General features: G+C 71.5%; 2 protein-coding genes. Both read right to left on the bottom strand.

Translation table 11 applies throughout. The features are described 5' to 3' along the window. Positions 1-849, bottom strand: an 849-nt coding sequence (locus VAE46_RS10495; RefSeq protein ID WP_322796889.1) for an AAA family ATPase, incomplete at its 3' end; no start/stop codon positions are given. A gap of 17 nt (positions 850-866) precedes the next feature. Next, a complete protein-coding gene (locus VAE46_RS10500; RefSeq protein WP_322796890.1) occupies positions 867-1,988 on the bottom strand; it encodes a metallophosphoesterase family protein in 1,122 nt (373 codons plus the stop codon). Positions 1,989-2,032: the final 44 nt, after the last annotated feature.

Below are 2,032 nucleotides of genomic sequence, written 5' to 3' on the forward strand. Positions count from 1 at the left end.
GCGCGACTGCTCCCGTTCCTTCACCTCCTGCTCGAGCCGTTCCACCTCACGCCAGGCCAGGTCCCGCTTCGCTCGCGCCGCCTCGAGCCGTTCCTGCGCTTCGCTGTAGGCGGTGGCCGCCTTCTGTAGCGCCTGTACCCGCTCCGTGCGTTCCGCGACCGTGGTCTGCATCGCCGCCTCCGCCGCCTCCAGCTCGGCCGCCTGCCGGGAAAGTTCTTCGAAATTGCGAACCCGCCCTTCCAGCCGCTCCACGTCCGCGTGTGCCTTCTCGAACGCTTTCCGCGCGTCCGCCAGCGGACCGGTCTCCTGTCGACGCGCTTCCGTGTAGTACCGCGCAAACTCGGCGCGCGCCCGTTCGAACAGCGACTCCCCGCCCGGGTCGGTGGCGCCGGCCGCATCCAGCGCCCGCTGGAGCGCCGGGCTCGAAGCCACCCCTTCGGGCAGCAGCAGGCTCTGCCCCTGGAGCACCCGGAACGCCTTCATCAGCGCCACATCCGATGTCTCTGCGACCAGCGCCCTGGCGCGGTCGTGCGCCTCCCTGCCGGTCAGCCGCTCCTCCCGCGGCGCCAGCACCTGCAGCTCCGTGACCCCTCGCCGCCCGAAGACCTTGCGATACCGGCACCGGTACGGCCCGGCGCTGAACTCCAGCTCCACCTCCGGGTCGACGTCCCTCCCTTCCGGCCGCGCCTCCCGTACTTCCCTTGCGTTCGAATCCGCCGGGTACTCGAACAGCAGGTGCAGCGCTTCCGCAAAGCTGCTCTTCCCCGCCTCGTTCGGCCCCTCGATAACGAGCAGCCGACCCTCGGGAAACTCGACCGCCACCTCATCGATGCCGCGGAAGTTGCGCACCCTCGCCCGGTGGTATCTCATCCGCCCCCCCGCGCCAGTTCGTAGAGCAGAGCCAGCGCCTCGGTCGCCTCCGCCGCCTCGGGACCATCCCCCGCAGCGCGTGCGTTCAGTTCCCCGGCCGCCGCCGCAGCAAACCCGGTCAGCCCCAGCGCCTCCCAGTCAGCACCTTCGGCGACAACGTGGAACCGTGCGTACCGCTCCCACGGCTCGATCGCGGCGAACCCCGTGCCCAGCTCGCGAATTCCTTCGGCCAGCGCCGCCCGCAATGCCGGCGAACCGCTCCCCCGCACCCGCAGCCGAAGCACGGTTCGCGTCTTCTCGGGGAGGGCCTCCAGCGCGGCAACCTCCCGGCGCAGGTCCTCGCTGCTCCGCACCTCCAGCTCCCGCTCCACGAAGCGCCACCGCCCGATGCGCACCGGCTCCACCGCGCACCGCCCGCCCTCTAGCTCGACCACCAGCACGCAACCTGGCTCGCGCTCGTCATAATCCGTCTGCTCAGGCGTTCCCGAATACCACGCCCGCCCGTCGCAGCCCGCGTCCGTGACCGAATGGCGGTCCCCCAGCGCAACGTACCCAACCCCGCGCTCGCGGATCGCCCACGCAACCAGCTCCCGCGGCAGCGTGACCGCTGCGTCCGGCGCAAACTCGACCTGCCCGTGGGCGACCAGGACCCGCTCGCCCGCGCAACCCGCCAGCCGCTCGACCGCTGCCCGGAAGGCGTCCTCAGGGGGCGCCTGCTTGCTCCTCCACGGGACGCCTGCGACCCATGTCCCCGGCGCGGCCTCAACCGGCTCAGCACCGAGGACCTGTACCTTCCCCGGCAGCCTGTCCACGAATCGACGCGAGCCCCACACCGAGCCGGGACCTGCCGGGTCGTGATTGCCGGGGAGCAGGTAGAACGGCACGCCAGCGTCCCGCATCGCATCGAGCGCCCGTCGCACTACGTCCGCGGGCACGAGGTTGGTTTCGAACACGTCTCCCGCCACCACCACAAACGCCGCCCCCCGTTCGCGTGCCGCCCGGCCGATCGCTTCGATGGCCTCGACCCGCGCGGCGCTGTAGCGCGCCTGCGCCTCATCGCCGAGGAAGGCCCGGGTCATCCCCAGCTGCCAGTCCGACGTGTGCACGAACCGCACCACGCCGCGCACCCTACCAGAACAAGCGTTCGCTTACAAGGCCTGGG

Origin of the sequence: Tepidiforma sp. (assembly GCF_034433535.1) — a bacterium.
Lineage (GTDB): Bacteria > Chloroflexota > Dehalococcoidia > Tepidiformales > Tepidiformaceae > Tepidiforma.